General features: G+C 39.1%; 17 protein-coding genes and 1 pseudogene. 11 read left to right on the forward strand and 7 right to left on the reverse strand.

Annotated features, from left to right (window positions below; translation table 11 throughout):
• The first annotated feature begins 180 nt into the window (after positions 1 to 180).
• The 8 genes from gntK (at position 181) to celB (ending at position 9,899) form a co-directional block, all read left to right on the forward strand.
• Complete coding sequence (gene gntK / locus ACZSMY_RS13695; protein WP_465147935.1) at positions 181 to 1,731, forward strand: gluconokinase; 1,551 nt, start codon at positions 181 to 183, stop codon at positions 1,729 to 1,731.
• Positions 1,732 to 1,743: 12 nt separating this feature from the next.
• Positions 1,744 to 3,102 carry a gluconate:H+ symporter gene (locus ACZSMY_RS13700; protein WP_465147894.1) on the forward strand — a complete coding sequence of 453 codons (1,359 nt, stop codon included), beginning with the start codon at positions 1,744 to 1,746 and terminating at the stop codon, positions 3,100 to 3,102.
• 129 nt (positions 3,103 to 3,231) lie between these two features.
• Positions 3,232 to 4,629: a decarboxylating NADP(+)-dependent phosphogluconate dehydrogenase gene (gene gnd, locus ACZSMY_RS13705; protein ID WP_465147895.1), complete on the forward strand. Its 1,398-nt coding sequence runs from the start codon at positions 3,232 to 3,234 to the stop codon at positions 4,627 to 4,629.
• Between the two features lie 486 nt (positions 4,630 to 5,115).
• Positions 5,116 to 7,032 carry a BglG family transcription antiterminator gene (locus tag ACZSMY_RS13710; RefSeq protein WP_465147896.1) on the forward strand — a complete coding sequence of 639 codons (1,917 nt, stop codon included), beginning with the start codon at positions 5,116 to 5,118 and terminating at the stop codon, positions 7,030 to 7,032.
• A 261-nt stretch (positions 7,033 to 7,293) separates the two neighbouring features.
• Positions 7,294 to 7,614, forward strand: coding sequence for a PTS cellobiose transporter subunit IIB (locus ACZSMY_RS13715; protein ID WP_042531517.1), 321 nt, complete (start codon positions 7,294 to 7,296; stop codon positions 7,612 to 7,614).
• A 59-nt stretch (positions 7,615 to 7,673) separates the two neighbouring features.
• Positions 7,674 to 7,997: a PTS cellobiose transporter subunit IIA gene (locus tag ACZSMY_RS13720; RefSeq protein WP_042531519.1), complete on the forward strand. Its 324-nt coding sequence runs from the start codon at positions 7,674 to 7,676 to the stop codon at positions 7,995 to 7,997.
• Between the two features lie 11 nt (positions 7,998 to 8,008).
• Complete coding sequence (locus ACZSMY_RS13725; RefSeq protein WP_256705601.1) at positions 8,009 to 8,512, forward strand: hypothetical protein; 504 nt, start codon at positions 8,009 to 8,011, stop codon at positions 8,510 to 8,512.
• A 22-nt stretch (positions 8,513 to 8,534) separates the two neighbouring features.
• Positions 8,535 to 9,899, forward strand: coding sequence for a PTS cellobiose transporter subunit IIC (celB, locus tag ACZSMY_RS13730; RefSeq protein WP_193062748.1), 1,365 nt, complete (start codon positions 8,535 to 8,537; stop codon positions 9,897 to 9,899).
• Positions 9,900 to 9,979: 80 nt separating this feature from the next.
• On the opposite strand, the gene ACZSMY_RS13735 is transcribed toward celB, so the two are convergent.
• Positions 9,980 to 10,705: a MurR/RpiR family transcriptional regulator gene (locus ACZSMY_RS13735; RefSeq protein WP_042531525.1), complete on the reverse strand. Its 726-nt coding sequence runs from the start codon at positions 10,703 to 10,705 to the stop codon at positions 9,980 to 9,982.
• Positions 10,706 to 10,928: 223 nt separating this feature from the next.
• On the opposite strand from ACZSMY_RS13735, the gene ACZSMY_RS13740 reads away from it, so the two are divergent.
• Positions 10,929 to 12,263, forward strand: coding sequence for a 6-phospho-beta-glucosidase (locus tag ACZSMY_RS13740; RefSeq protein WP_256705602.1), 1,335 nt, complete (start codon positions 10,929 to 10,931; stop codon positions 12,261 to 12,263).
• A gap of 127 nt (positions 12,264 to 12,390) precedes the next feature.
• Positions 12,391 to 13,208, forward strand: a pseudogene (locus ACZSMY_RS13745) (HAD family hydrolase).
• Between the two features lie 109 nt (positions 13,209 to 13,317).
• Here the strand turns inward: ACZSMY_RS13745 and ACZSMY_RS13750 are convergent.
• Complete coding sequence (locus tag ACZSMY_RS13750; RefSeq protein ID WP_193062754.1) at positions 13,318 to 13,857, reverse strand: ECF transporter S component; 540 nt, start codon at positions 13,855 to 13,857, stop codon at positions 13,318 to 13,320.
• Between the two features lie 231 nt (positions 13,858 to 14,088).
• Between ACZSMY_RS13750 and ACZSMY_RS13755 the strand changes: the two genes are divergently transcribed.
• A complete protein-coding gene (locus ACZSMY_RS13755) occupies positions 14,089 to 14,949 on the forward strand; it encodes a pyridoxamine kinase (RefSeq protein WP_256705603.1) in 861 nt (286 codons plus the stop codon).
• A gap of 170 nt (positions 14,950 to 15,119) precedes the next feature.
• Here ACZSMY_RS13755 and ACZSMY_RS13760 read toward each other — a convergent pair whose 3' ends face one another.
• From ACZSMY_RS13760 to ACZSMY_RS13780, 5 genes are all read right to left on the reverse strand, one after another.
• Positions 15,120 to 16,556 (reverse strand): 6-phospho-beta-glucosidase, encoded by a 1,437-nt coding sequence (locus tag ACZSMY_RS13760; RefSeq protein WP_465147897.1) that lies wholly within the window; start codon positions 16,554 to 16,556, stop codon positions 15,120 to 15,122.
• 35 nt (positions 16,557 to 16,591) lie between these two features.
• Positions 16,592 to 18,562: a beta-glucoside-specific PTS transporter subunit IIABC gene (locus tag ACZSMY_RS13765; protein ID WP_368901156.1), complete on the reverse strand. Its 1,971-nt coding sequence runs from the start codon at positions 18,560 to 18,562 to the stop codon at positions 16,592 to 16,594.
• A gap of 436 nt (positions 18,563 to 18,998) precedes the next feature.
• Complete coding sequence (locus ACZSMY_RS13770) at positions 18,999 to 20,453, reverse strand: glycoside hydrolase family 1 protein (protein WP_341172461.1); 1,455 nt, start codon at positions 20,451 to 20,453, stop codon at positions 18,999 to 19,001.
• A gap of 70 nt (positions 20,454 to 20,523) precedes the next feature.
• Positions 20,524 to 22,461, reverse strand: coding sequence for a beta-glucoside-specific PTS transporter subunit IIABC (locus tag ACZSMY_RS13775; RefSeq protein WP_341172462.1), 1,938 nt, complete (start codon positions 22,459 to 22,461; stop codon positions 20,524 to 20,526).
• Positions 22,462 to 22,965: 504 nt separating this feature from the next.
• The gene (locus tag ACZSMY_RS13780) at positions 22,966 to 25,077 is read right to left on the reverse strand and encodes a purple acid phosphatase family protein (protein WP_042531545.1); all 2,112 of its coding nucleotides are present in this window, start codon (positions 25,075 to 25,077) and stop codon (positions 22,966 to 22,968) included.
• Between the last annotated feature and the right edge of the window lie 459 nt (positions 25,078 to 25,536).

A 25,536-nucleotide genomic window follows, 5' to 3' on the forward strand; every position in this document is an offset into this window, starting at 1 on the left:
TACATGTTAGGATACTTGTATACAAGTATTCGAACTAACAAATTATATGTTTTGTAAGCCCTTTATTTCAGTGATATAAAAAGGGTGAATGGATTAAATAAATGGCAGAGGGATATGTCATAACAATACACAGTTTCTAATAAAAGATAGTGAGGGATGAATGTGAATCAACATAAATTTATGCTCGGAGTCGACATTGGCACAACAAGTACAAAAGGCGTTCTTTACCGGGAAACAGGTGAAATTATCGCGCAGAGTAATCAGGGATATGATTTGCATACGCCGGATGTACGTACAGCTGAGCAAAATCCGGACGATATTTATCAGGCGGTGCTTCATGTTATCCGAGAAACAGTAAAGGAATCAGAGATAGATAAAAAAGACCTTTCCTTTATTTCTTTCAGCAGCGCAATGCACAGTCTAATTGCAATGGATGAAGATAATAAAGCCATTACACCATGCATTACTTGGGCAGATAACCGCAGCTCGCATTGGGCAACGAAAATTAAAAATGAATGGAACGGCCATGATGTTTACCTGCGAACGGGAACCCCCATCCACCCAATGTCTCCGCTTAGCAAAATTACATGGCTGGAGCAGGAGCAGCCAGAAACAGCTGAAAAAACAAAGAAATACATCGGCATCAAAGAATATGTTTTCTATCAATTCTTCGGCGACTATGTGATGGATTATTCTCTTGGTTCCGCTACGGGGATGATGAATTTGGAGGAGCTTGCTTGGGATAAAGGAGCTCTTGAAATGGCTGGTATTTCAGCGGATAAACTCCCAAGACTTGTTCCTACAACAGAAAGCTTTACAAACTGTCATTCGGAGATTGCGGAGGATTTAGGCATTGCACCAGAAACGAAATTTATTATTGGAGCAAGTGATGGGGTGCTGTCCAATATTGGCGTAAATGCGATAAAAGAAGGAGATGTGGCGATTACCATCGGCACGAGCGGGGCTATCCGCACCGTTATTCCTAAACCGCGCACCGATCAAAAAGGCCGAATTTTTTGCTATGCATTAACGGAGGATCATTGGGTCATCGGCGGGCCGGTAAATAATGGCGGCATGGTGTTGCGCTGGATTCGTGATGAGCTTGCTGCAAGTGAAGTCGAAACAGCAAAACGATTAAACATTGATGCGTATGAAGTATTAACTGCTATCGCAAAGCAGGTGGAGCCCGGATCAAATGGATTGTTATTCCACCCGTTTTTGGCTGGAGAGCGTGCACCGCTTTGGAATGCGAATGTCCGCGGTTCCTTTATCGGTTTAACATTGAATCATAAAAAAGAGCATATGGTACGTGCTGCGTTAGAAGGCGTTATTTTTAACTTATACTCTGTTTTTCTGGCATTAGTGGAAGTAATGGATGTGCCGGTGAAATCGATTAAAGCAACGGGCGGTTTTTCAAAATCAGAATTGTGGCGGCAAATGATGGCTGATATCTTTGACCAGAATGTCATCGTTCCGAAAAGCTATGAGTCCTCCTGCTTGGGAGCTTGCTTACTGGGATTGTATGCAGAAGGGAAAATTGATTCCTTCGATGTAGTAGAAGAGTTGATTGGTTTTACACATGAGCATGAACCGAACCCGGATTATGTTTCAACGTATCAGGAATTAATGCCGATTTTTATCAATATTTCCCGTTCGCTTGAACAGGAATACGAACAAATTGCGGCTTATCAGGAAAAGAAATCACTGGAAAATAAACAGAATGAAGAATAGGAGCTGAGAATAATGGAAAATATTTATCCGCTTATTATTGTTGCGCTGGCAGTAGTGACACTATTGCTGCTAATCATGAAGTGGAACTTAAATACGTTTATTGCATTGATTGTTGTTTCTTTACTAACGGCATTGGCACTGGGCATGTCTCCAGGTGAAATTGTTGAAACGGTCCAAGGAGGACTTGGAGGCACACTTGGCGACATTGCGCTTATCTTTGTTTTCGGTGCAATGCTAGGGAAGTTACTGGCTGATGCCGGCGGTGCCCATCGTATCGCTTTAACATTAATTAATGTATTTGGTAAAAAACGAATTCAATGGGCTGTTGTTGTTGCTTCTTTTATCATTGGTATCTCATTGTTCTTTGAAGTAGGACTTGTTTTATTAATTCCGATTGTGTATCAGATTGCTAAAGAAGTTAAATTGCCTTTATTATATCTGGGTGTGCCGATGACGGCTGCATTATCCGTCACACATGGATTCCTGCCTCCTCACCCGGGCCCGACAGTAATTGCACAGCAATATGAAGCAAATATCGGCATGGTGCTGCTTATCGGTATTGTGATTGCTATTCCGACGGTGATTATCGCCGGACCGTTATTTACGAAAGTAGCTCAGAAATTGGTGCCGGATGCTTTTTCACGAATCGGCAATATTGGATCACTTGGAACGACAAAAACATTTGAAGAAGAAGAAACACCTGGATTTGGTATTAGTGCCTTGACTGCACTTTCTCCAGTCATATTGATGGCGGTTACAACGATTGTACAGCTGGTTCAGGAAATTGCCGGACTTGCAGATAATTTGTTTTTTGAAATCGCACGCGTCATTGGAGACCCGACAATGGCTCTCCTTCTCTCCCTGTTATTTGCGATTTACACGATGGGGATTGCACGTAAGATTCCGATGAAAACATTGATGAGTTCAGCAGAGGAATCCGTTCGCGGAATTAGTATTGTTCTTTTAGTTACTGCAGGCGGCGGTGCGTTAAAACAAGTATTGATTGACGGCGGTGTCGGTGATGCTGTAGCAAATATCTTCTCTGGTTCAAATATGTCGCCAATTCTGCTTGCGTGGCTGATTGCTGCTATTTTAAGGGTTTCCTTAGGTTCGGCAACCGTGGCAGCTTTAACAACTGCTGGAATGGTGATTCCGTTGATTGAAGGAACCGATGTGAATCTGGCGCTGATGGTGTTAGCTACAGGCGCAGGAAGTTTGATTGCTTCCCATGTAAACGATACCGGATTTTGGATTTTTAAGGAATACTTCAATTTATCGATGAAAGAAACATTTGCAACTTGGACGTTACTGGAAACGATTATCTCTGTATCCGGACTTGTATTTACGCTTTTAATAAGCTTAGTTATTTAAAACTTGGGCAAGCTGACAGTACAGGAATTCTGTCTTAAGCTTCGACTGAAATATTTGTATGAAAGGTGTTCGGGCTCTCTTGATTTTATAAAGCGCTTGAACACCTGGCGAAAGGAATGGAATGAAAAAATGAATTCAATTGGCGTTTTTGGACTGGGAGTCATGGGAGCGAATCTTGCTTTGAATATGGCGAATAAGGGTGAAAAGGTCGCAGTCTATAATTATACACCTGATTTGACGGAAGCATTTCAAGAAAAGCATCCGCATGAGAATACAACAGCGTATTATGAGCTGACGCAGTTTATCCATTCGCTGGAAAAACCAAGAAAAATCTTTTTGATGGTAACAGCTGGAGCTGTTGTAGACTCCGTCATCAATAGTCTTCTGCCTTTGCTGGAACATGGCGATATTATTATGGACGGAGGAAACTCTAATTTCCAGGACTCTAACCGCAGATACGGTTACTTAAAGGAAAAAGGTTTTCATTTTATTGGTGTGGGCGTATCCGGCGGTGAAGAAGGCGCATTAAACGGTCCTTCATTAATGCCAAGCGGAGATAAAGAAGCCTATCAGCACGTTGCTCCTATTCTGGAAAAAATTGCGGCACAGGTGGATGGCAAGCCGTGCTGTTCGTATCTTGGCAAAGAAGGATCCGGCCATTACGTCAAAATGGTGCATAACGGTATCGAGTATGCTGATATGCAGCTGATTACGGAAGCCTATCAATTCCTGCGGGAAAGGTTAGGGCTCAATGTCGATGACATTGCCGCTATTTTTGCAGAGTGGAACAAAGGCGAGTTGGAAAGCTATCTGATGGAAATCACAGCTGATATTTTGACACACGTGGATGAAGAAACCAAAAAGCCGCTGGTTGATGTTATTTTAGATCAATCAGGACAAAAAGGAACCGGCAAATGGACAAGTCAAAATGCGCTGGATACGGGAGTACCTTTATCTATTATTACGGAATCTGTATTTATGCGTTTCCTGTCCAATGTGAAGGAAGAGCGCATGATGGCAGAGCAGGAATTAGCAGGGCCAAACCAATTAGCAGATGCAGCTGACAAGGGTCAATGGGTCGAGCTGGTCCGGCAAGCACTGTTTATGGGGAAAATCATTACCTATGCGCAAGGATTCTATCAATATAAGCAGGCATCAGAGCAGTATAACTGGGATTTGCAGCTGGATGAAATTGCGCTGATTTTCCGCGGCGGCTGCATTATCCGTGCCGGTATTTTAAATGAAATCAGTAAAGCATTTAAGGAAGACAAAGAATTATCCAACCTTCTCCTGTCTCCATATTTCAAAACAATTTTGAATAACTATCAGGCATCGATGCGAAAAGTGGTTATCAAAGGAATGGAAACTGGATTAGCATTACCGTGCTTTAATGCTTCGCTGGTATATTATGATGGCTACCGTTCTGCCAAAAGCGGCGCCAACCTGATTCAGGCACAACGCGATTATTTTGGAGCGCATACGTATCAGCGTGTGGATAAAGAAGGTCATTTTCATACGGAGTGGTAAGCTAGGCTTTAGGCAGAAGCGTTTCGTTTTATTCTAAGCGTTCCTGACCAACTTCTTTTTCTCTAATGTATTTTTAAATTCTGAAGCAGACACGGTAAAAAATCTCTGTATCGATATTCCTTTTATTGAACAGCAGTCTGCATTTTTGTTCCGTACTGCGATTCATCCGCGGGGGCGGGAGCAGTATATGACAAACTATTAAAAGAGAGACATTCTAATAAAGTATTGCAGCGTAATCGAAATGCGCTGCAATACTTTTTTGCGTATCCGTGAAAATCGGTGCTTTTCAGGTACAGCAAAAAGGAATCATGAACGGAAGAGAAAGTCAGATTGCTAATTAAGCTGCAATTATTTGAATATAGATGACCCATAGAAAGGTATGATATAATAAACTTGTTACTATAGTCACAAACTCTATTGGCAGCCGTTATATACAGAAATTTTAGGATGACAGATTCAATATTGTGCTAACTAGGAAGTGATTACGTGAATACACGATTACAAAAGATACTTGAGGCGCTGCGATTAGCACAGGAACCTTTAACCAGTTCGGATATAGCGTCCTTATTACAGGTCAGTTCTAAAACGATACGTAATGATATCAAAGTATTAAATGAACTTTTAAAGCCGTACGGGACACATATCGTATCTTTAAAAGGGAAAGGCTATCAGCTTACCATTCGGAATGAACGCTTATTCTATGAATTCATTCAGGAGCAAACAAATTACAAAAAAGATGATGTTCCCTCAAATCATCCAGATCGTGTCAAATATCTGATGGAGAAACTGCTGATGACCTCCGATTATATTAAAATAGATGACTTAGCAGAGCAGTTGTTTATAAGCCGCTCTACCCTGCAGCATGATTTAAAATATATCCGTGCTATACTGAGAGAGTATAAGCTGGCTTTGGAGCATAAGCCGTATCATGGGATTAAAATTATAGGCGATGAAACGCAGATCAGATACTGCATCTCTGAGTATTTGTTTAATCAACAATCTGTCTTAAAAGACAATATGGCTGACTGGTTAGGTATTTTACCTGAAGAAGAGTTAGAGATGATTAAAAACAGTGTATTGTTTAATCTGAGAAAGCATCATATTATTATTTCAGATATTAGCCTGCAAAATCTAATCACACATATTGCAATTGCTTGTAAGCGGATTCGTGAGAGTCATTCTGTTCAAATGATTCATCCTCATTTTCAAGAAATAGAGACATCAAAGGTTTTTTTAGTTGCTCAAGAAATTGCAAATGCTATTCAGGAAAAACTGTATATTTCCTTTACTGAACACGAGATTGCATACCTGGCGATTCATTTGCAAGGAACAAAGATTACCGATTCTTCGATTCATCATACAGAGGTTATTTCTGTTATTGATGATGAGATTCAAGAAATGGTCAAAGAAATGCTGAAACGGATTGATGCAGAATTTGGATTTCATTTAGCTGATGACAAAGAACTGCTGTTGGCGATGAGTCTGCACTTAAAACCAGCAATAAGCCGATATAAATTCAAGATGAATATTCGAAATCCAATGCTGGAAGAAATCAAATCGAAGTACCGATTATCTTTTGATGCAGCATTAATTGGAGCGCAAGCCGTACAAGAAAGAATGGGCATTGCAATAGATGAGAATGAAGTTGGTTACCTGGCGCTTCATATTGAGGTAGCGCAGGAAAGAAAAAAGAAGAATAAAGAAGACGTACCGGGCTGCTTAATTGTCTGTGCATCTGGCCTGGGCAGTGCTCAGCTTTTAATGTATAAACTGCAAAATGAGTTTGGGAATCAGTTAAATATTATGGGTACAACCGAATACTATAATTTATCCCAGCATTCGTTTGATAACATTGATTTTATTATCAGCACGATTCCGATTGAGAAAAAGATGCCAGTCCCTGTTATTCATATAAGCACGATTTTAGGAGAAACAGATTTAAATAAAATCAATCATTTTGTAATTCAGGGAGATGTTATTTCCAATACGTATCTGCGGGAAAAATATACGTATCTACAAAAGGGCTTTGCTGAGAAAGAAGAGGTTTTACGCTTTATCTGTGAAGCACTGGAATCTGATGGAGAAGTGGATGCGCACTATTTGGAATCGGTGCTTCAACGGGAGAGCTTTTCTCCAACGAGTTTTGGCAATATGGTTGCCATTCCTCATCCGATTGAACCGCAGACGGAGGATACATTCTGGTCAATTGTTACACTTCAAAAACCGATTCAATGGGGAGATAAGTATGTGCAATTAATTGTCCAATTAAATATCAGCAAAGATATAAAAAATGATTTAAAACAAATGTATGAGGGATTAATGGAACTGTTGGACGATAAAAATATGGTGAGAGAAATAGTGCAATGTAAGACGTATGAACAATTAATTGAGATAATCAAATAGAGTAGCACTAGAACACCCCGGGGTAAACACTGTCCGGGGTGTTTTCGTGCTATTCAAAACTTGGTGTTAGTTATTTCCTGTACCAGCGGAAAAAGAGTCTCTGTAATTGAATGCGCTTACATATTATAATTTAAGTAAGAAATTTATAAAGGTAAAAGCTAGATGAAAGGCATGAGATTGCTGTTTAAGTCCTTTATGAATTTCCTGACGATAGAAATAGAGCAAGGTGCTAAAAAATAGAATTTCATGGAGGAATGTAAAATGAAAAAAGCGTTAATTATTTGTGCAGGTGGTATGTCATCTTCTTTATTAGCAAAAAAAGCAACAGAATATCTAAAAGGAAAAGAGCATGATATTGAAGTGGATGCTGTTTCAGCGACAGAGGGCGGGAAGAAAATAGAGAATAGTGATTTTGATTTATTCTTAGTGAGTCCACAAACAAAAATGTATTATCAAAATCTGAAAAAGGCTGGCGATCGCGTTGGTAAACCAGTGGTAAATATTCCGCCTCAAGCGTATGTTCCGATTCCAATGGGGATAGAAAAATTAGGTAATTTAATTTTGCAGGAGCTGCCGGAATAATCATTCGTTATTAATAAATATTTATATTGCTTTATATCAACTATAAAGGGGGATATTCAATGAATCAGGAACAAATACAGAGCGTAGCCTTTGAAATCATTTTGCACAGCGGGTCATCGAGAACCATGATACATGAAGCCTTTGCAATGATGCGAAATAACGAATTTAAAAATGCTGCAGACAAGCTGGATGAAGCAAATGAAGAAGTATTATTAGCGCACCAGTCCCAAACGGCGTTATTGCAGCAGTATTCATCCGGAGAAACAATCAATATGGAAATTATTATGGTTCATGCACAGGATCATTTAATGACTACGATGACATTAAGAGAAGTTGCGTTAGAAATGTTATATCTATATGAAAAACTCGACAAAGATAAATGAGGGGTTTGAATATGAAAAACGATGCGAGGGCACAAATCGAACTAAATAGGAAAAAGCTAAGTATTAAATCGATGTACTTTAATCGGTATTTATTAGTTAGATATGTTTCCGCATTATTCTTTTTTACTAATTTATACTGGTTCATGTCATTGTTGATGAGTGATTCATCACTGTATTTTATCCCGTTGATATTAATGGTTGTATTGGTTATCAGTACCATCGAGCAAGTGAAAATATATGGTCATCATTCTAATATTGTCAAATATACAAAGTATTGCTTTACCATTTTACTTGTTACAAATGTGCTTTTAATTGTACCGGCATGCTTTACTTCATCATTCAATCAATTATTCCCCTTTCTTGTAGCGGAAGAGAAATCTAAAATATTGGTTTTAAGTATTTTGATTGCCGGTGTATTACTGAGTGCGTTGATCCTCTATCGTTTAAATCAGATTAAACATAATGAAGACAAGCATTATGAACGAATTAAAAGTTTTGAAAGGGCTGTCAATTAATAAAAAGAAATGAGGGAGTACGATGGCTTCAGAAAACGGAGAAAATAAAGTATTTGCTTTTTTGGAAAAATATTTGATGGGTCCCATGGGGAAAGTTGCATCTTTTCGTATTGTACGTGCCATTATGGCTGCCGGGATGGCTTCGATTCCGTTTGTAATTGTAGGTTCGATGTTTTTAGTGTTAAACGTATTGCCGCAGACACTTACATTTTTACAAGGCTTTTTCGATAATACATTTTTTAGAATCAGTGATTTATATATGTTAGCGAATAAAGCAACGATGGGAATATTAGCAATCTATTTCGGTCTTGTTATCGGTTACGAATATACAAAAATTTATGCCGAAGAGGAAGAGCTTAATCTAAGTCCTTTAAACGGAGCTTTACTATCTATGTTTGCCTTTTTCATCACTATTCCGGAAATCGTATTAGAAAATGGCATGATGTCTCTCGTGCATCAGATTGATGAAAATAATACAACAGTTCATGGATGGCAAATGGTTGAAGACGGTGTCAGTCGTCTAGGGGCGACAGGAATATTCACAGCAATTCTGATGTCTGTCTTAGCTGTGCAAATATACCGGCTCTGTGTGAAGAAAAATTGGGTTATCAAAATGCCTGAAGCGGTACCAGAGGGTGTATCCAGATCGTTCACTGCATTGATTCCGGCGTTTTTAGTTGCCTTTGCTGTATTGGTGGTCAATGGTATTTTAATTGCATTAGGCACGGATATATTTAAATTAGTAGCAATTCCGTTTGGATTTGTAGTGAATATTACAAACAGCTGGTTAGGTATACTGGTTATTTACTTTGTTGTGCATGCGCTTTGGATTGTAGGTATCCATGGAGCAACCATTGTATTTGGATTCTTGACACCAATCTTTCTTTCCAATATTCAATCTAATATCGATGGTGCGAACATTCCGCTGGCAGGGGAATTTAATAATGCGTTTGTAACGATTGGCGGATCTGGAGCAACATTAGGTTTATGTATATTTATTGCATTTATGGCAAAATCGAAGCAATTGAGTGTTTTAGGTAAAGCGGCACTTGCACCGGGGATTTTTAATATCAACGAACCATTAATATTTGGATTACCGATAGTTTATAATCCATTCTTAGCTATTCCGTTCTTCTTAGCTCCAATGGTATCAGCTTCCATCGGTTATTGGGCAATTAAATTAGGGTTTGTTGAATCGATTATCGCTATGATGCCTTGGCCTACTCCAGTTGGTATCAGCGGATTTATTAGTACAGGCGGAAGTTATATGGCGGCAATTGTTTCCGTGCTTTGTGCTTTTGTAGCATTTCTGATCTGGCTTCCATTCATTAAAATGTATGATAAGAAATTAGTTGATCAGGAAAAAGGGGAAGATGCGTTGATTTAATTTAGCACAAGAAATAATTTAACAAGAAATATTGTGAAGGCGTTGTCGTTATCGACTACGCCTTTCAAGTTTATCCTGCATTAGCCATTCAGCTTATATGTCTCATGTGCCATTGATTCCAAAATATAAAGCACAGGTACCTGTGTGGTAATATTTGCGTTCTCAAACCACTCTTCCGTTACATAGTAAGGGATATTGATATCTGATATTTTAGCAACCGTGGAGTGTTTGTTGTTGGTAATACTAATAATTTTACTTCCTTCTTGTTTCATTTGATTAAGATGCGTAACTGCAAAATTTGTTTCTCCAGAGACAGATAGAGCAATGACAGTGCTATTATATCGCAGACTGGAATGGACCGGGAAAAGCGGGTCTTTAATATACATCGAAAATTTACCTAAGCTTGAAAAATACCTTGACCCATATTCGGCCAGGATCCCTGAGGTGCCTATTCCAATGAAAATAACACTATCTGCTTTACTTACCAGCTTAGCAGCTTCTTTAATGTCTTCTTCGATATCGCCCTTCAGTGTCCGATCAAAAAATTCTGTTACAGCATGCTGTGTATCCTTTAAAATTGTCTTTTTATTTTCTTCCAGATACATTTTCAGCTTTACTTTAAATTCGGAAAAACCTTCACAATTTATTTTTCTGCAAAAGCGCAGGATAGTAGCTGTGGATACATGGGTTTCATCAGCAAGCTCGCGAATGCGCATATAAGCAACCTTTTCACTATTTTTACTGATATAGTTATACAAAGAAGTCTCTAACTCATTGAATGAAGCAATCATCTCGTGTGTAAACATGATGCACACTTCTCCTTTTAATAAGAAATTAACTCTATAAACAAGTATAACACAGGTTGTTACATCCTTGTAACAAATGACTTCTCTTGTTATTAAAAACGAAATGCTTCCTTTCTATTTATATCTGATTAAATATTGGTACAATTAATATATAAGTTCAGTTTCTTCTTTAATAGAGTTAAATAGATTGAAATGTTTTTTAAAATTTTTGGAGGTGTAAAGGATGGCAAAAGGTATAAAAATTGCAACAATTGGTGGCGGATCAAGTTATACTCCGGAATTAGTAGAAGGATTTATTAAACGGTATGATGAATTTCCATTAAGTGAACTGTGGTTGGTTGATGTGGAAACAGGAAAAGAAAAGCTGGAGATTGTCGGAAACCTTGCAAAACGAATGATCAAAGAGGCTGGTCTTCCAATCGATGTACATTTAACATTGGACCGCAGAGAGGCTCTCAAGGATGCTGATTTTGTAACAACTCAATTTCGTGTCGGCGGTTTAGATGCACGTGCTAAGGATGAGCGCATTCCAGTGAAGTATGGTGTACTTGGTCAGGAAACAAATGGAGCTGGCGGACTGTTTAAAGGGTTACGTACAATTCCAGTGATTTTGGGAATCACAAAAGATATGGAAGAGCTTTGCCCGAATGCATGGCTGATCAACTTTACGAACCCGGCCGGCATGGTTACCGAAGCTGTATTACGCTACTCCAATATTGATAGAGTAGTCGGTCTATGTAATGTGCCAATTGGTATGGAGATGGGGGTCGCTAAATTATTAGATGTCGATCATTCACGAATTCGGATTGATTTTGCAGGACTGAATCATATGGTATATGGGTTAGAAGTTTATCTGGATGGAGTGAGTGTGAAGAAAGAGGTAATTGAAAAATTATCTGATCCGGAAAACTCCAGCTTTGTTAAAAATATTGATGGCATGGGCTGGGAGCCTGAATTTATTCAAGCGTTAGATGCCTTAACATGCCCATATCATATGTATTATTATAAATCGAAAGAAATGTTAGATAAAGCGATCGAAAGCTCTAAGACAGAGGGGACACGTGCTGAGGTTGTTCAGGCATTGGAAAAAGATTTATTTGAACTTTATAAAGATGAAAACCTTAGTATCAAACCACCTCAATTAGAAGAGCGAGGCGGAGCATATTATTCGGATGCAGCAGTTCGGTTGATTACATCTATCTACAATGACAAACGTGATATTCAACCAGTAAACACAATGAACCGTGGTGCCATTGCGAGTATCCCTGCTGAATCAGCGGTTGAAGTCAGCTGTGTGATTACAAAAGACGGTCCTGTTCCATTGGTAGTTGGAGATCTTCCTGTTGCTGCCCGCGGACTTGTACAGCAAATTAAGTCCTTTGAGCGTATTTCAGCAGAGGCAGCTGTGACAGGGGATTATAATAAAGCGGTACTTGCTTTAACAATTAATCCGTTAACGCCAAGTGATAAGATTGCGAAAGAAATTATTGATGAGATGATGGAGGCGCATAAAGCACATCTTCCTCAATTTTTCCAAGAAGAAGTAAGCGTGAATTAATACAGGTGCCAGGATTTGAAAGGTGAGAAAAAGTGCAGAGCAAAATGCTGCACTTTTTCTTGCATGAATGGATAAAAACAAATCTCCGCCACGTTGTAATAGTTGCGTAAAGTAAGGGGATATTCACATGATTAAATTAGTACTGACGGATATGGATGGAACGTTCTTAAATAACCGCGGTGATTTTAATAGAAATTTGTACAATGATGTAAAAAAGATAATGCGTGAAAAAGACGTTTTTTTGCTCCTGTTACGGGCAAACAATGCGAGCGTGTCGAGGAACTGTTTGGTGATGATGTAAATGATTTATGGATTTTAGGAGATAGTGCCACACGAATTAAGCACAATGATGAATTTGTTTATGAATCATTGCTGGGCAATAAATTAGGGTTGGAAATTATCAAGCTGCTTGAGGAAATAAGTCTGGAGCATACGATTATTGCATGCACAAAAGAGGCAGCAGTCGTTAAACAGGACATTTCACAGGAAGAAGCAGCAATTGTCAGAGGGTCCTATGCGCAGGTCAGGCAGGTTGCTGATTTTAAGGAAATAACGGATGATTTTGTTAAGATAACGATTCATGACCCTTCCTTGAATTGTTTTGAAACAAGAGAAAAATTAGCACCTTTTTTTGAATCAGCTTATATTGTGGCTTCCGAAGCAGCCTGGATTGATATTGCAGATGCAAATGTTCATAAAGGAACGACTGTCGAACAGCTGCAGCGGATGTTAAATGTTTCTCCGGAAGAAACGCTTGCCTTCGGTGATGGTTATAATGATATAGAATTGATGAACAGGGCAGTATATAGTTTCGCCGTCCAAAATGCAGTACAAGAATTAAAAGATACTGCCAATTTTATCACGCGTTCTAATGAAGAAGATGCCGTGATGAGAACAATTATTCAATTATTAGCTTTGCAGGAAAGTACAAAGGTTACAGAGTAGAGGACATTTAAAGGCTGGGTTAGGCTGGACTACAATTATATAAATAGATGAGAAGGGAAAAGGGGCTGCTGTACGATCAGGTAACCGATTGTGCAACAGCCTCTTTGATTTATTTAAAATAATAGACCTTCTTTAAAGCAACGCAAATTGGGATAGCTATCAGAATGCCCAGGACACTTTGGACGATATCCCCAGGTATAGAAGCCAGTGGTGTAATCCAGTTTCCGTATAGAATGGACTCACCAATGTAATAAATAGCAATCATAAATGGAACAGAAACAATTGTCGCTGTCATGTTTAAAGCGATGCTATTTCCTTTGCGGCCTTGAAACCAGGCAATTTTACCAACGATGTAACCTTGCAGCCCGCGCGCTATAATTGTTATAGGAGTCCACAATAGCCAGCCCCCGATCATATCAAATAATCCCATTCCGATTGCTCCGGCCAAGGCACCTTTTTTTGGTCCGAATAAAATAGAGGCAATAAAAAGCATAGCTGTACCCATATGTACTAGCCCTCCATTTGCAGCAATCGGCAGTCTGAAATTTAGGAATGCGGTAGAAATAAAAATGAGTGCGATTAGCATAGAAGTAATGATTAAGTCTTGTGTTTTTTTACGTGTCATTAAATAAGCTGGTGTATTCTCCATATTTAAACCTTCCTTACTTGAATTATTTTTATTACTTTAGCAGAATATTGACCTATCTTTAAGTGTCAATTCATGAAAAAATAACAGGGTCAGTTAAACGATGAGCTGAAAACGATCATGTAATCTGAAATAAACGATCCGTTCCCGTCAATATCGCCTATTACCTTTAATGACAAGCCAATCTTCAAATGATAAAATAGAAAAAGTTTCAGTTCGTTCAAGGAGGTTCATATGAAAAAAGTTGCTGTGCTTCAAGATTTATCATCCTTTGGGAAATGCTCTTTAACTGCTGCAATCCCTGTTCTTTCCGTCATGGGTGTTCAAGCCTGCCCTTTGCCAACAGCAGTTTTATCTGCACAAACAGCTTATCCGAGTTATTTTTGGGAAGATTTCACTTCTAGAATGAACTATTTTACAGAGGAATGGGACAAGCTCGGGGAAACATTTGATGGGATATTTACTGGATTTGTAACTGGCGGAGAGCAAATTAAAAATATTTTTCATTTTTTAGATACGTTTTATACGAAAGAAACAAGGTTGCTGGTAGATCCGGTCATGGGGGATGATGGAGAAGTCTATAAGATTTTTACCGGGGGATTATTGGAGGAAATGAAAGAATTAGTGAGACATGCAGATGTGATTACACCAAATGTGACAGAATGCTGTTTATTGTCTGGATTATCTTATGAGAAGTTACATAGCTATTCAAATGGCAAGGATTATATACAAGCGTTGAAGGAAGCAGGAAATAACCTGCAGCAAGCAACGGGTGCTGAAGTCATTATTACTGGCGTGAATCCTCCGTCAATTGATTCAAAAGAGCAGTTTATCGGTAACTTGTATTTAGATAAGAATAAAACGTTTTACCATGAGATGGAGTATAACGGGAAAAGCTATTCAGGTACTGGCGATTTATTTGCTTCCGTCATGATGGGGAGCATCATGCGTGAAGATAGCCTGGAAAATGCTGTACAGCTTGCTGTCGCATTCCTCAAAGAAGCTATTCAGGATTCATCGAAAGAAAAGGTTCCTGAAATAGAAGGGATCAATTTTGAAAAATATTTGGGGATGTTGATTGAAAAAAATACGTAAGGTATTTCTTCTTCATTTGCCTACTTTATTTAAAAAAGCGGCAGGATCACTGGTGATGCTGTCTGTGATAAATTCAGGCAAAGATAACGATTCCTTTTTCAGCTTTACCTGCAAAATAAGAAATTCAAGCGCAAAAAACCCCCGAAATCCATTCGGGGGTTTTATCGTTATTACAGCTCTTCGCCATTGGTCGCAATGACATTTTTATACCAGTCAAAGCTTTTCTTTTTCTTACGGCTTAATGTGCCGTTTCCTTCGTTATCACGGTCTACATAAATATAACCGTAGCGTTTTTTCATTTCACCAGTGGACGCACTGACAATATCAATGGGGCCCCAGCTGGTATAACCGATGATGTCCACGCCATCCTCGATTGCTTCTCCCATTTCGTTAAGATGTTTTTTCAAATAATCGATGCGATAGTCGTCGGTGACAGTGCCATCTGCATTTATTTCATCCTTCGCGCCAAGGCCATTTTCTACAACAAACAATGGTTTTTGATAGCGGTCGTAAAGCTGGTTAGCTGTAATGCGGAAGCCTTTTGGATCAATGGTCCAGCCCCATTCGGATTTAGAAACATATGGATTCGAAACGGAACCAAAGACATTGCCGCTTGTAGCATTTTTAAGAACCTCTGGGTCGGTACTGGTTGTCCGGCTGGAATAATAGCTAAATCCAATATAATCTACAGTGTTGTCTTTTAAGATTTGCTCATCTTCCGGCTCCATTTTGATATTCAGATTATGATCTTTAAAGAAACGTTTCGCATAGCCCGGGTATTCTCCTCGTGACTGCACATCAATGAAGAAGAAGGATTCACGGTCTTTTTCCATTGCTTTGAAAACATCATCCGGATTGCTTGTATATGGATAGAACATACCCGCAGCAAGCATACAGCCGATTTGTGCATCTGGAATAATCTCATGACATGCTTTTACCGCTTTGGCGCTTGCTACAAGCTGGTGATGGGCAGCCTGATAAAGTACTTGATCGCGGTTAGCTCCTTCTTTAAGGACGATGCCTGCTCCCATGAATGGAAGGTGCAGCAGCATATTGATTTCATTAAATGTCATCCAGTATTTTACTTTATCTTTGTATCTCTCGAAAATCGTAATCGAATATTTTTCAAATAAATCAACGAGTTTTCTGCTTTCCCAGCTGTTATACCGTTCAATCAGGGATACAGGTACATCAAAGTGTGCGATGGTTACAACGGGTTCAATATTGTGTTTACGTAACTCATCAAACAAATCATCATAAAATTGAAGACCAGCTTCATTAGGAGCTGCGTCATCTCCATTCGGGAAAATACGTGCCCATGAGATAGAGAGTCTAAATGATTTGAAGCCCATCTCTGCGAACAATGCGATATCTTCTTTATAGTTGTGATAAAAATCAATCGCTTCGTGACTAGGGTAGAAATCTTCTGGATTCGGCTTGAGATCGGTAATATGGCCTTCCATTATCCCTCTTCTTTTCTCTCCGGTAGGGAGTAAGTCAACGTTTGTCAGTCCTTTTCCATCTTCAAGATAAGCTCCTTCTACTTGGTTAGCAGCAATAGCGCCGCCCCATAGAAAACCTTCTGGAAATCGTTTGTTATTTGTCATGAAAATTCCTCCTTGCATTTTTATAAATATTCTTTTTACACTTTTGTAATAATTAATACATCTTCTTTCATTATTGTATCACCCGACACAATTTCAAGCTCATTATAAGCCTTTGTATTCGTGATGACGATAGGGGTGACGACAGAATATCCAGCCTGTTTGATTTGATTGATATCAAATTCAACCAGCAAATCTCCTGCTTTTACTGTATCCCCTTGCTTCATACGTGCTTCAAAGAATTTTCCATCTAATTCTACGGTATCCATTCCAATATGAATCAGAATTTCTGCGCCATTGTCTGTGGTCATACCGATAGCGTGATTCGTTTTAAAGAGTGTGGTAATGACCCCATTTGCCGGAGCATACATCCTGCCTTCACTTGGTTGGACCGCAACGCCTTTACCCATTGCTTCGGAAGCGAATACGTCATCAGGAACGGACGTTAATGGAATGATATCTCCATTTGCAGGGCTTAAAATATTTTCGTTTTGGACGGTAATCTCTTGATTGGTCTGCTTCACATCATCTTCAACCAATGCTTGGTCTTGAACTTCTTCTTGCATTTTTTCATCGCCGACGACCGCTTCGGTATTTTCTTTTTGATTAATACGTCCGAAGAAGTATGTTAATACGAAGGCAACGATAAATGCTACAATGATGGATACCAGCATACCCCAGAAACCGCCGTCAATCCCGTTTTCCGGATGGATAAATGTCGGGATTTTAAATACACCCAAAGGTCCTGCACTGTAAAGCGCTGCACCTGTCATAGCAATAATCGCACCACCAGCGGCAGATCCGATACAGCTCATAACAAATGGTGTTTTCAATGGCAGGGTAATCCCGTAAATCGCAGGCTCTGTTACACCAAAGAACCCGGAGATAAAGGCAGGGAAGCTGAGCCTTTTTAGTTTTTTATTCTTTGTTTTTATCCAGACAGCAAGTACTGCACCGATTTGTGCGAAGGAAGCAGCAAATGTCATCGCGATGAGCATATCAAACCCTTGCACAGCTAAGTTATTATAATAAATTGGAATAATACCCCAATGAATACCGAAAATAACTAATACTTGCCAGAACCCGCCGACAACGATACCGGCAATGACCGGGACGGCTTCATAGCCTGTTTGGATGGCATATCCAATGGATTGTGCCAGCCATGTTGCGATAGGACCAATAACAATAAATGTTAATGGAACAATGATAAGCAATGTTAAGAATGGCACGATAAACGACTTCACCACTTGCGGAATAATCGACGCAAACCAGCGTTCTATTTTCGCCGCAAAGTAAGTGGATAAAATAATCGGTACCACGGAAGCGGTATAGCTCATTAAGATAATTGGAATTCCTAAAAAGGATACTTGTACGGGTGATTCTAAAATCGTCCCGCTGAATAATGTCATGAATGGTTCGCTTTCTCCGATTCCTGCGAGGTTCGGGTGAACAAGCGCAGCAGCAATGGCCATACCAAGGAAAGGTGTGCCGCCAAATTTTTTCATGGCTGTGTAACCTAAGAATATAGGTAAGAATGTGAAGAAGCCATCACCAATCACATTCAGTATTTGCGACGTACCACTGGTATCTTCTAACCAGCCCAGCGCGATGAACATTGAGTTAAATCCTTTGATAATACCTGTTGCCATCAGTAAAGGAAGAACTGGGATGAAGATATTCGAAATAATATCGATGAAGCTGGAGAATAACCCTTTTTTCTCGTCATCCTTAGCTTCATTGTCATCTTCTTGTTTCTCATTTTCGAACCCGCCTACAGCAACGACTGCTTTGTAAACATCCGGAACATGGTTGCCGATGACGACTTGATATTGTCCGGAACTTTCCCGGACAGTGACGACATCCTCATGATTCTCTAATGCCTTTCGATCCGCTTTTTGGGAGTCCCTTAATCGGAAACGGAGTCTTGTCACACAGTGTGTTACGCTATTTACGTTCTCTGTGCCGCCGACTAATTCAATAATCTCTTCAGCTAACTGCTCGTACTTCATCTTTTTCCCCGCTTTCTAATTTTATTTGAATGACTGATTGCAAATAAAAAACCTGAACGAATTAGAATAGACGCAAAGAGATTGCATCCTTCCATTCCGTTCAGGTTATGCCCAAAATAGGTAACATTCCTAAATTTGTATATATAATTGTTTTGTTAATTAACACCTATAATTTATCACGGGTGCTATAGGAAGTCAATAAATTTTTTAATCGTTTTCATAAACTCTGGCAAGTAAAAGATTTTTGCCTAATCAGAAGCTGATAAATCATCATCCATCTCAGGTACTTTCTGTATAGATTGCTATAGCTAAATGTGTACCATTGCAAACATGAAAGATAGATCACCGTAAATTTATTCGGAATTTCTCTTATCTATGTTTTGTTTGCAATGATACACCTTTAAAGGTTTGCATTTTAGCTTTCTCTCTGCCCCATTTAGAGTACTTCACCATTTGACGCAATTACATCTTTAAACCAATAAAACGAATCCTTGCGATATCTTTTCTTTGTTCCATTGCCTAAATCGTCTTGATCCACGTAAATAAAACCATAGCGTTTTTTCATTTCCGAGGTGCCTGATGAGATAATATCGATTGGCCCCCACATCGTGTAACCGAAAAGGTCGACTCCGTCGTTGATGGCTTCCCGCATCTGTTTAAAGTGTTCCGCGAGATATGCAATCCGGTATTCGTCATGGACCGTACCATCCTCATTTAATTTATCAAGTGCTCCAATTCCGTTTTCAAGAATAAACAATGGTTTTTCATAACGATCATATAGATGATTTAATGTGTATCGTAAGCCTTTAGGATCGATTTGCCAGCCCCAGTCACTTGCTTCTAAATGAGGGTTTTTAAGCACATTGGTCACATTGGCAGCTGTTAATTCAAGATTTTCCGCATTGGCACTGGACACCATGGACATATAATAAGAGAAACCAATAAAGTCAGCGGTATATGTTTTTAATAGCTCTAAATCATTTTCTTCCATCTTTAATTTAATATGATTATCTCGCATATATTTTTTAGCGAAAAGAGAATAATATCCTTTTGCCTGAATATCTAAATATATCAGATTTCGAAGCTGGTCATCCTCCTGCATAGCCAGAACATCTTCAGGTGCGCACGTATGGGCATACGTTGTAAAGTACGCTACCATACAGCCGATTTGATTATCGGGATTAATCTCATGCGCTATTTTTGTAGACAGGGCCGCTGCTACATACTGATGATGTAACCCCTGGAACAGCATTTCTTCATAATTCGCTTGTCCTTCATTGAGTATTCCTAATGTTTTTGGTCCTGCTTTAATACTCATATTGATTTCATTAAACGTAATCCAATATTTTACTTTTCCTTTATACCGTTTGAATAGAACCTCCGCATAATTTACATAGAGATCAACTAATTTCCTGTTATACCAGCCGCCAAATTTATCAATCAATACGATTGGCATGTCGAAATGAGAGATGGTAACTAAAGGCTCTATTCCATATTTTAAGCATTCTTCAATGACTTGGTCATAATATTGTAATGCTTCTTCATTCGGCTCAGCGTCGTCTCCATTAGGGAAAACTCTGGCCCATGAGATCGAAAGCCGAAAAACACTAAAACCCATCTCATGAAATAATGCGATATCTTCTTTATACGTGCGGTAAAAATCAATCCCTCGTCTTTTCGGATAATAGGTAGGATCTTCGTCATTTCTAGCAGCTTCAATGGTTTCTCTGTTGATTATTTTTTGTTTTGTAGGTTTGGATCTATCGATTACTTCATATTTCATGATGTCTGGAATGGTTAATGATTTTCCTCCCTCATTCCATGCACCTTCTGCTTGGCAGGCAGCGATTGCTCCGCCCCATAAAAAATCTTCTGGAAATGTATTCGTCATATCAAAAAACTCCTTTTAAATATTGTTAGAAGGGGAGAAGAATAATCACTTTCCTCTCCTCGGTAAACCTTTAATTTTCTACAGTAATCAAATGATCTTTTCTTTGAATATTTTTTTCTTCCGTCGATAAGACGCGAGCATAATTTTCGGTATTTGTTATGATAATAGGTGTTGTCAGCGGATAGCCGGCTTCTTTGATTTGTTCGATATCAAATTCAATTAATAATTGGCCTTGTTCCACTTTAGCACCTTGTTCAATGTGACCGGTAAAATATTTTCCGTCTAATTGTACCGTATCCATGCCGATATGAATCAAAATTTCTACGCCCTGATCAGAGGTAATTCCTACCGCGTGATTGGTTGGAAATATTGCTGAAATTGTACCAGACACAGGAGCAATCAGTTTTCCTTCAGTTGGTTCGATAGCTACCCCTTTACCGAGCGCTCCAGATGAAAAGGCAGTGTCTTCAATTTGTTCTAATGCTTTTACTTCTCCAGTTAATGGACTTGCAATCATTTGTTTTTTTAATTCCATGCCAGGCTCGGGTAATTTGTCCTCTGGCTGATCTAGATCTACAGCATCTGTTACAGGAGTTTTTTCTTCGTTGGCACGTACGCCCCCAAACAGGTAGGTTAAAACAAAGCCTAATACAAAGGCTACAATAGTAGCAATAACAGCTCCCCAGAATCCAAAATCGATGCCTTCCGGATTAATGCGGTTGATATAACCAAACACTCCTAGGCCGCCCATCATATAAATCTTTGTACCGGCAAGTCCAAGAATGGCTCCGCCAATACCAGAAGCAATACAGCTCATAATAAATGGCTTTTTCAATGGAAGGGTAATACCATAAATAGCTGGTTCTGTTATCCCAAATATACCTGAAATAAACGCTGGGAAACTAAGCGTTTTTAACGATTGTTTTCTTGTTTTAATCCATACTCCCAATACAGCCCCGATTTGAGCAAAGGAAGCTGCGAATGTTATTCCGAGAAGCGGATCTTGTCCGGCAACTGCCAGATTATTGATTCCAACTGCAACAATTCCCCAATGTAATCCAAATACAACGAACACTTGCCAAAATCCTGCAAGAAGAAGTCCGGCAACAAGAGGTGTTAAATCATAAACCCAAGTAATACCTGCACCTAATGCTTGGCCTGCCCAGGTAGCGATTGGACCGATTACGAGAAAAGTAATAGGTACGACAATTAAGATAGTGAAAAATGGAACTAAGAATGCTTTGACAACACTTGGCATAACCTTTTTTAAACCTTTTTCTACTTTAGAGCCAAAAAAAGTTGCGATAATAATTGGTATAACGGATGATGCATAACTCATTAAAATAACTGGTATCCCCAAAAAGGTGATATGAACAGGGGATTCAAAGATGGTCCCCGTAAAAAGTGTATAAAGCGGTTCTCCCTCTGTTAATCCTGACAATGCTGGATAAACAAGGGATGCACCAATTGCCATTCCTATAAAAGGAGTTAAACCAAACTTTTTACTGGCTGAATAACCTAGGAAAATAGGCAGGAAGTAAAATAATGAATCGCCTGCTGCGTTTAGTAGCTGGTAAGTACCTGAAGTATCCTCCAGCCAGCCTGCAGAAAGAAACAGGGCGTTAAATCCTTTTATCATTCCTGTTGCAACTAAAACACCAAGTATTGGAGTGAATATTCCAGAAATTAAATCAATAAAACGGTTTAATAAGCTTTGTTTCTCTTGATTGCCATCATCTGGATCAACTTCTCCCCGTGCTTCGAAGCCGCCAACCTGCACTACTGCCTGATACACATCAGGCACATGATTCCCAATAACGACCTGATATTGTCCGCCGCTTTTCATAACGGTTACAACATCATCCATGTTCTTCAAAACTTCTGTTTGTGCTTTACTTTCATCTTTCAGCTTGAAACGTAACCGGGTAATACAATGCACAACACTGTAAACGTTTTCTTTTCCGCCGACATTTTCAATAATATCTTTAGCTAATTGTTCGTACTTCATGTCTCTCCCTGCTTTCTGGTTTATAGTGAAATTTTCCAAATAAAAAACCTGAACCAATTGATGTAGACACAGAGATAGTGCGTCTTCAATCCGGTTCAGGTTATGCCCAAAATAGGTAACATTCCTAAATTTGTATATACAATTGTATTGTTAATTAACAACTATAACTTACCATGGCTTTTATAGGAAGTCAACAATTTTTTAAGCGTTTTCAATAATTGGTTACTTTTAGTATTATCTTGGAAGTTTGACGGTTGAAGAATGGAAAAAATGCTCTAAAGCTTTGATAAATGAGAAAGATATTCAGCCGAAAATACGCCAATATAGATTCCTTCAAAAGGAGTTATTCTCTTATCCGGAGTTTTTCACCATTTGTCGCGATTATATCTTTAATACTTATAAAATGAATTTTAAACTTCTTTTAATCTAGCGGCAGAGAAGGAGGGATGATTGAATATAAAAGCCGCGGTCCCTGAATGAAAGGAACCGCGACTTTTATATAACCTATTCTGATTTTCTAATCGTATAAGAATCAAATTCTTCCATTGTATCAGTGCGGTAAGATGTGATCGCAAATGTGTCTTCAGTAAAGCTGATATGAGAGAAGGTTGGTACATAAAATTGCTCTCTGAAAGCCAAGTAGTCGTATTCTTCTACTAAATCATAATACTTACTGCCGCTGGCAGAGCTGCTTGTTATATACAATGTTCCTTCTGGATTCACAGCAGCTGTCTGATTCTCATCTTCAAATTCAACATCTTCAACCGGTTCAAAGTTATGCATTTGATGGGTTCTGGCATAAGCATGATCATGCCCCATTAATACAACATCAATGCCTGACTCATCAATAGCAGGGACTAAAACATCACGTCGAATAGGCACGTCCTCACTCTCCGATTGTTTGCCGGCTGCGTAAATAGATTGGTGGAACATCAACACTTTCCAGTCAAATTCTTGATCGGCTGTCTCTTCCATTGTTTCTTCCAAGAATTGGACATGTTCTTCGTTATTCATATTATTGGCATTCAACACCAAGTATAAAACATTACCATAAGTGAAGTAGTAATCACTGCCTGCCTCATCTTCACCATATGACGTTAAATTGGGCTCATTAAAGTGATTTTTATAGTTTGGAGCAACATCATGATTTCCTACGGCGGATGCAGTTGGATAAGAAGCTAGAATCTCTGGCTCAAAATATGCATCATATTCACTTTCTTTATCTGGTGCATCTACAAAGTCACCTGCGTTTAGAATCATACTAGCATCTGGCGCAGTTTCAAACGCATGCGCTAATGTTTCTTCCCATCCAAAAACATCGGTTGGAATCGTGCCGGTACCAATCTGAGCATCTGCTAAGAAAATTGCCTCGTAACCATCCGCGATATCTTGTGTACGCAGTGGAAAGACTTGCGAGTAGCCGTCTTCGTTACCGACACGATAGAGGTAATCGGTATCACGTTCCACTTCGACAGTTGCTTTGTTAGTGTAATAATCTGTCTCTGTAAATTTCGTATAAGCTAGTTCTGTGGAATCTGCTTCATAAACAGTGGCATCTTCTATAGAAAATGCTTCAGGATCTGTTCCTTCAACAACTTCTACATATCCTGTTTCAGAGGATAAAGCATTCCAAGTGAAATTAATGCTGTCTTCGTCTGCCCCTGTATTGACAGAAACATTCTTCACAGCTTCACTGTCTGCTGCCAGCTCGGTCTCATCCGGATTAAGGATGACGTCCACTAATTCAAAACTGGCTTCGTTATCATCTGGGTCATACGCATGTAATTCAACAGCGATAGTAATGTTCATAAAGGTGTTGCCATCATCATCTGTTGTTGCTTCACTTAATTCATGCGTTATCATATCATTCTCTTCATCGTAAACTTCTTCATACTCACCGGGTACATAACCATTGGTAATACTTGAAACGTCATCTACAATAAAGGTTTCTTCAATAAATTCCCCATCAGCAACTTCTTCTTGTGCCCCGTATTCCATATTTTCAGAATAATTATCAGTTGGGATATTGTGGAACCCCCCTACAGGACTTCCGTTGATATACATTGTCATTGCATCATTGTAACGAGCGGTAATTTCAAGTGCATAAATACTCTCCGCTTGTTCTTGGGTTAGTGTGAACGTATGGCGTAAGAAGTAAGTACTTTTTGCTTTACTATCCTCCGTTGTCGCTAACACTTGTCCATCTGTTTCGGGGCTGGTACTAAATACAGTTCCTTCATAGGTTGGCCAATCTTCTTCTGTAAACTCCATTGGAATGGTGCCCCAGTCTAACCAGCCTTCAGGATATGCCCAGCCATTACGCTTATTCCAACCTTCATACCAAGTTCCGGCATTTGGGTCCTTGTCATCATCGTAATAGCGCCATTCCATATCTTCATCCACCACGTTAACAGTTTCCAAGCTTGTAATATCAGTATCAAATAATGACTCTAGCGAAGTGGCACTCTTATTCGTGGTCTCCGTTTTCTCTGCTGCTTCCGTTTCTTCTGGACTGTCAGTCTCTGCATCATCAGAAGATGGATTGGTGCAAGCTCCTAATACTGCTGCTATTGCCAATAAACCAATTAAAAAAAGAATTAACTTTTTATTCTTCATAGCTACCATCCTTTTTTATATTTTATATAATGAATATCTCTTTTGCTCAGAATAGCTTCACAAACGAAGGCTTGGCATTCAAAATGAATCTTACCTCCTTTCACAAGTAATTTTCTGCGCATGAATCTAGTCATCATCCTTTTTTGGATTTAAATGGAAACGCTTTCCTATTTTTAGGAAGCGAACATAATGTTTTTTTTGAGACAAAAAACATGTAAGCTTTATCTGTTTGAATATAAGAAATGCCGTTCCTGACCAACCGTTACAGCAGTCGAGAAAACACGCATAAATCTTACAACATGGGTTTTAACTATTTAATCAAGGCTTATTTAGAGATACAACAGATGAAAGTGAAGAGGCGAATAATTCAGCCGTTTAATGTCTTTATGCACAACTTCCAAGATGATTCCTTATTCTGAGCTAATGAGATGATCATTTTTACAAATAAAAAACCTGAAC

The sequence above is a fragment of the Oceanobacillus sp. B139/18 genome (genome assembly GCF_055524595.1).

Bases quoted from the DNA above. Each gene is read 5' to 3' on its own strand.
- ACZSMY_RS13725 (WP_256705601.1), top strand. From the start codon at position 8,009: ATGAAAAACGATGCGAGGGCACAAATCGAACTAAATAGGAAAAAGCTA.
- ACZSMY_RS13755 (WP_256705603.1), top strand. From the start codon at position 14,089: ATGAAAAAAGTTGCTGTGCTTCAAGATTTATCATCCTTTGGGAAATGC.
- ACZSMY_RS13700 (WP_465147894.1), top strand. From the start codon at position 1,744: ATGGAAAATATTTATCCGCTTATTATTGTTGCGCTGGCAGTAGTGACA.
- ACZSMY_RS13770 (WP_341172461.1), bottom strand. From the start codon at position 20,453: ATGACGAATACATTTCCAGAAGATTTTTTATGGGGCGGAGCAATCGCT.
- ACZSMY_RS13780 (WP_042531545.1), bottom strand. From the start codon at position 25,077: ATGAAGAATAAAAAGTTAATTCTTTTTTTAATTGGTTTATTGGCAATA.
- celB (WP_193062748.1), top strand. From the start codon at position 8,535: ATGGCTTCAGAAAACGGAGAAAATAAAGTATTTGCTTTTTTGGAAAAA.
- gntK (WP_465147935.1), top strand. From the start codon at position 181: ATGCTCGGAGTCGACATTGGCACAACAAGTACAAAAGGCGTTCTTTAC.
- gnd (WP_465147895.1), top strand. From the start codon at position 3,232: ATGAATTCAATTGGCGTTTTTGGACTGGGAGTCATGGGAGCGAATCTT.
- ACZSMY_RS13775 (WP_341172462.1), bottom strand. From the start codon at position 22,461: ATGAAGTACGAACAATTAGCTAAAGATATTATTGAAAATGTCGGCGGA.
- ACZSMY_RS13760 (WP_465147897.1), bottom strand. From the start codon at position 16,556: ATGACAAATAACAAACGATTTCCAGAAGGTTTTCTATGGGGCGGCGCT.
- ACZSMY_RS13765 (WP_368901156.1), bottom strand. From the start codon at position 18,562: ATGAAGTACGAGCAGTTAGCTGAAGAGATTATTGAATTAGTCGGCGGC.
- ACZSMY_RS13715 (WP_042531517.1), top strand. From the start codon at position 7,294: ATGAAAAAAGCGTTAATTATTTGTGCAGGTGGTATGTCATCTTCTTTA.
- ACZSMY_RS13735 (WP_042531525.1), bottom strand. From the start codon at position 10,705: ATGTTTACACACGAGATGATTGCTTCATTCAATGAGTTAGAGACTTCT.
- ACZSMY_RS13740 (WP_256705602.1), top strand. From the start codon at position 10,929: ATGGCAAAAGGTATAAAAATTGCAACAATTGGTGGCGGATCAAGTTAT.
- ACZSMY_RS13720 (WP_042531519.1), top strand. From the start codon at position 7,674: ATGAATCAGGAACAAATACAGAGCGTAGCCTTTGAAATCATTTTGCAC.
- ACZSMY_RS13750 (WP_193062754.1), bottom strand. From the start codon at position 13,857: ATGGAGAATACACCAGCTTATTTAATGACACGTAAAAAAACACAAGAC.